The organism is Phenylobacterium sp. (assembly GCF_036821595.1).
In the GTDB taxonomy this organism is placed as follows: domain Bacteria; phylum Pseudomonadota; class Alphaproteobacteria; order Caulobacterales; family Caulobacteraceae; genus Phenylobacterium.
Genome location: NZ_DAISJG010000119.1, coordinates 1 through 4,973 on the forward strand (window position 1 = coordinate 1; position 4,973 = coordinate 4,973).

Annotated in this window: 5 protein-coding genes; 2 read left to right on the forward strand and 3 right to left on the reverse strand. The window is 73.3% G+C overall.

Annotation, left to right across the window (positions count from 1 at the left end):
- On the forward strand, positions 1-872 hold an 872-nt coding region (locus tag V7Z97_RS19300; protein WP_334165098.1), incomplete at its 5' end, for an FAD-dependent oxidoreductase.
- 41 nt (positions 873-913) lie between these two features.
- On the opposite strand, the gene V7Z97_RS19305 is transcribed toward V7Z97_RS19300, so the two are convergent.
- Complete coding sequence (locus V7Z97_RS19305; RefSeq protein ID WP_334165101.1) at positions 914-1,174, reverse strand: hypothetical protein; 261 nt, start codon at positions 1,172-1,174, stop codon at positions 914-916.
- Between the two features lie 269 nt (positions 1,175-1,443).
- Between V7Z97_RS19305 and V7Z97_RS19310 the strand changes: the two genes are divergently transcribed.
- Positions 1,444-2,508: an endonuclease/exonuclease/phosphatase family protein gene (locus tag V7Z97_RS19310; protein WP_334165102.1), complete on the forward strand. Its 1,065-nt coding sequence runs from the start codon at positions 1,444-1,446 to the stop codon at positions 2,506-2,508.
- Here the strand turns inward: V7Z97_RS19310 and V7Z97_RS19315 are convergent.
- Both V7Z97_RS19315 and V7Z97_RS19320 read right to left on the reverse strand, forming a co-directional pair.
- Positions 2,502-3,302, reverse strand: a complete 801-nt coding sequence (locus tag V7Z97_RS19315) for a hypothetical protein (protein WP_334165103.1) — start codon at positions 3,300-3,302, stop codon at positions 2,502-2,504. The genes V7Z97_RS19310 and V7Z97_RS19315 overlap by 7 nt on opposite strands.
- Positions 3,299-4,843, reverse strand: coding sequence for an alkaline phosphatase D family protein (locus tag V7Z97_RS19320; RefSeq protein ID WP_334165105.1), 1,545 nt, complete (start codon positions 4,841-4,843; stop codon positions 3,299-3,301). Before V7Z97_RS19320 ends, V7Z97_RS19315 begins: the two co-directional genes overlap by 4 nt.
- Positions 4,844-4,973: the final 130 nt, after the last annotated feature.

The following is a 4,973-nucleotide window of genomic DNA, read 5'->3' on the forward strand; positions in this document are numbered from 1 at the left end:
GCGGCCAGGTGCTGGACACCATGGCCATCGAGAACTTCATCTCCGTGCCGCACACGGAAGGGCCGAAGCTGGCCTCGGGCCTGGAGCAGCACGTCAAGGATTACGACGTCGACGTGATGAACCTGCAGCGCGCCGCGAAGCTGATCCCGGCGAAGACGCCGGGCGGCCTCATCGAGGTCGAGCTGGAGAACGGCGCGACGCTCCGGTCGAAGACCGTGATCCTGGCCACCGGCGCGCGCTGGCGCCAGATGAACGTCCCCGGCGAGGACGAGTACCGCAACAAGGGCGTGGCCTACTGTCCGCACTGCGACGGCCCGCTGTTCAAGGGCAAGCGGGTGGCGGTGATCGGCGGCGGCAACTCCGGCGTCGAGGCGGCCATCGACCTGGCCGGCATCGTGGCCCACGTGACCCTGATCGAGTTCGACAGCCAGCTTCGCGCCGACGCGGTGCTGCAGCGGAAGCTCGCCAGCCTGCCCAACGTGCGGATCGTCACCTCGGCCCTGACCACCGAGGTGCACGGCGACGGCGAGAAGGTGACCGGCCTGACCTACAGGGACCGCAACGCCGACGAGGTTCACCGCGTGGACCTGGAGGGCGTGTTCGTGCAGATCGGCCTGGTCCCCAACACCGAGTGGCTGAGGGACGCCGTGGCGCTGTCGCCGCGCGGCGAGATCGAGACGGACTACCGCGGCGCGACCAGCGTCCCGGGCGTGTTCGCCGCCGGCGACGCCACGACGACGCCGTACAAGCAGATCGTCATCGCCATGGGCGAGGGCTCCAGGGCCGCGCTCTCGGCCTTCGACTACCTGATCCGCCTGCCCGCGGCCGAGGCCTCGGAGCCGGCCGACATCGGAGCCCAGGCGGCCGCCTGACCCGAACCCGCCCGCCGTCGCGAGACGGCGGGCGACGCCGGCTAGTCCTTCGGCTTCTCGGCCTTCGCCTTGGCCATCGCCTCGGCGCAGGCCTTGTGCATCTTCTCCATCTCCGCCTTGTGATGGGCCGCCTTGTCGTGACCCTCGTGGGCGTGGCCGCCCGGATGGCCGTGATGGTGGGCCTTGGCGTCCGCCGCCGGCGGCGTCGCGTGATGCCCGGCGTGAGCCGGAGCGGTCTGGGCCAGGGCGGGGGCGGCGACGAGGGCCGCGGCGAGCGGCAGGACGAGGCGCAATGGGGTCATTCTCGGAAGCTCCGTAAGGTGCGGCGAACCGCGGATCATCGGACCCTAGGGGGGCTGGCGCGCCCCGACCTTGTGCGCCGACAACCTCCGGCGCGCCGTCACAATCCCTAGCCCTGCGCTTCATTCGGGCGTCACGGAATCAAGCCAGAGAAGCCGCGTCCAACAAGATCGGAACCCATCCGACGATCTCAGATGGATGTGGCCGTTCTGCGGGTGTGGCGCGAGTGTCCACGCTGGAGCAGCACGCCACAGCTCTTGGAGCTCAGGCGATGTACCTGGCGATGCTCGCGATGGCGCCGCTTCTGGCCGACGTCTCGTCCACCGAGATCCTGCGCACGGCTCCCATGCCGCCAGCTGTGGAGGCGCCCGCCCCGGCGGCCGCCGAGATCAGCGTGCTCACCTACAACATCAAGGGTCTGCCCTGGCCGGTCGCCACCGGCCGGGCCCGGGCGCTCCGGGAGATCGGCGAGGAGCTGGGCCAGATGCGGCGCGAGGGCCGCCAGCCGGACGTGGTGCTGCTGCAGGAGGGCTTCCGCGGCGAGGTCCGGGCCCTGGTGGCGGCCAGCGGCTACCGCTACTGGGCCCACGGCCCGGCGCGCGGGGCGCGGGCGGAGGCCGGCGGGCTCGGCGGCCTGGCGCGGGTCACGTCCGGCGAGGGCTGGGGCAAGCTCACCGGCGGCGGGCTGCACGTGCTCAGCGACCTGCCGATCACCGACGTGCGCAGCGCGCCCTACGGGGCCTGCGCCGGCTTCGACTGCCTGGCCAACAAGGGCGTGATGATGGTCCGCCTGTCGCTGGGCGACCCGCCGTTCGAGATCGACGTGGTCAACACCCACATGAACTCGCGCCGCGCCGCGCGCGTGCCGGCGCAACGGGCGCTGGCGGCCCACAACCGCCAGACCGAGGAGCTGCTGGGCTTCCTGGCCGCGAACGCGACGCCGGAGCGGCCGCTGCTGATCGGCGGCGACTTCAACGTCCGGAACGCGCCGGAGCGCTACTATTACCGGGCCGAGGCGCGGCCCTACACGGTGGTCAGCGAGTTCTGCCGGCGGCCGGACGCGGGCTGCGACCACCCCGACGCGGACGCTCCGGAACCCTGGCTGACGTCGCAGGACCTGCAGGCCTTCGTGAGCCCCGCGTCGGTCCGGGTGCGGCCGGTGAGCGCCGGGACGGTGTTCGACGGGGCGACGGGCGGCAGGCTTTCGGACCACGACGGCTACCTGGTGCGCTATCGCCTGACCCGGACCCCCGGGGAGGCGGCGGCGGCGCAGCGCGGGGTGCAGGTGCGGCCGCAGTTCCCGAAGCTCGGCGCCAAGGTGTCCTGGACCTACTGAACCTTCGGCAGGCGGACCTCGACCACCTCGCGGGTCGACCGGCTGATGCCGAAGACCACGCCGGGGCGGGCGCGGTCGAAGGCGATGGCCTGGCCTTCGATGGGGACCTCGACGGTGGCGAGGTGCTCCAGCGTCGAGCCGCCCACGGGCAGGCGCAGGACGTAGAGCTCCGGATGGTCGTGGCCGGTGACGTAGAGGAGGCCGTCGGGCCCGAAGCCGCCGCCGGACGAGCTCATCGGCCTGAACCTGGCCAGCACCGACCCGGGGAACGACCAGGCCTGGGTGCGCCGCCACTGGTCGTCGAACCTGACGAGCTGGGTGTAGCGGTGGTCGCGGCCGGGCTCGCCCCCGCGGGCGTCGTAGTTGGCGAAGACGGCCCACCAGGCGCCCGCATGGCGCACCACCCAGGTGAGCGAGCCCATCTGCTGGCCCAGCGCCACGGTGCGCAGATGGACCATCCGGCGGGCGTCGAACACCTCCACCGAGCTGGTCATGGGCACGGCCGGATAGTTGGAGCTGGCGCAGACCAGCTCGGCGCCGACCGCCTCGCAGGAATTGATGTGCGGGAAGCGGCCGCGGTCGCCGGTCCATTCGGCGACCTTCGCCCCGGTGGCCTTGTCGTACTTGCCGATGGCCGAGTTATCGACGGCGTAGAGGTGGCGGGCGTCGACCGCCACGCCCTGGCGCGCCTCGGGCGCGGGCAGGCGGCGCAGCAGCTCGGCCTTCAGCACCGGGACCTCGGCGCCGGCAGGGCCGGCGAGGAGCCAGGTGGCGACGGCGAGGAGCCGCCTCACGCCCGCTTGAGACCAGCTTCGCCGGCCTCCACCACGAAGCGGGCGAGGTCGCGGACCGGCGAGGCGGGGACCAGGGCGTTGTCGATGGCGCGGAAGGCGATCGTCGTGGTCGCCGGCGTCAGCTCCACGACCCCGTAGCCGCGGCGCTCGCCCTCTGTGAAGCGCAGGTGCGGGTTTGCGTCCATCAGCCGGGCGAGGTCGGCGTTGGGGGCGCCCAGGGAGCTGATCGAGCCGCCGACGAACTCGCTGGCGATCGGCCGGCCGGGCTCCAGGCCCACGTCGCCGGCCACGAAGCAGTGGATGTCGCCGCCGAGCGCCAGGGGATTGGACACGCGGGCGTCGCGCCACTGCTCGAGGATCCGCCGCCGGGTCTGGGCGTAGCCGCCCCAGCCGTCGTTGGAGTAGCGCGGCCCCTCGGGCGTGGGCCGCTGGAGTTCGGCCATGACGTACTGCTGGGCCATCAGGTTCCAGCGGGCGCGGGAGGCGGCGAGCGTCTCCATCAGCCAGCGCTCCTGGGCGGCGCCCAGCAGGGAGCGGGCCGGGTCGGAACGTTCGGGGCAGTCGGGGATCAGCTTGCCCTGGGCCAGCGCATCGCAGGTGCGGTGCGGCCGGTGCTGGCGGGTGTCCAGGAACTGCAGCTGGGCGAGGTTCCCCCAGTCCAGGCTGCGGTGCAGCAGCATCTGCGGGCCCACCGGGATGGAGCGGCGGCGCAGCGGCATGTGCTCGTAGTAGGCCTGGTAGGCGGCGGCCCGGCGACGGAGGAAGACGGCGGGGTCGGTCCCGTCGCGGGCCTGGTCGCCGCCATAGTCGTTCTCCACCTCGTGGTCGTCCCAGACCACCATCCAGGGCGCGCAGGCGTGCGCCGCCTGCAGGGCGGGGTCGGACTTGTAGGCGCCGTAGCGGACCCGGTAGCCGGCGAGATCCGTGGGCTCGGGGCCCGGGTGGCGGCGCACGCCGCGGTCGGTGGCGGCCTGCTCGTAGATGTAGTCGCCGAGGAACAGGATGAGGTCCGGGTCCTCGTCCACCAGGTGCGGATAGGCGCCGTAGAAGCCGGCCTCGTACTTCTGGCAGGAGCCGTAGGCGAGGCGCAGGCGCGAGACCTCCGCGCCGGGGGCGGGCGCCGTGCGGGTGCGGCCGACGGGGCTGCGGTGGCCGCCGGCGGCGAAGCGGTACCAGTAGGCGCGGTCGGGGCGCAGGCCCCCGACCTCCACGTGGACCGAATGGCCGGCCTCGGCGACGGCCAGGACGCGGCCGCGGCCGGCGGGACGGCGGAACCCCTCGTCCTCGGCGATCTCCCAGGTCACCTCCACCGGCGCCGGCGCCATGCCGCCGTCGGGGGAGAGCGGGTGGGGCGCGAGCCGCGTCCACAGCACCACCCCGCTGGGCTCCGGCTCGCCGGAGGCGACGCCCAGCCGGAACGGGTCGGCCGGCAGGCGGGCCTGGGCGAGGGCCGGCGTCCTGGCGCCGGGCAGGAGCGCCGCTCCGGCCAGGCCGGCGGCGTGGGCCAGGAGGCGGCGGCGCGGAAGGCTCGCGAAGCTCATGACCTCACCATCGCGCGGAAACGCCGAGGTAGTAAGTACGGCCGTAGCGCTCGTAGTTGGTGAGCCAGTCGCGGTGGCCGCCCTGGTACTCGCGCAGCACCTCGTCGTTGAGGTTCTGCAGGTCGACGAA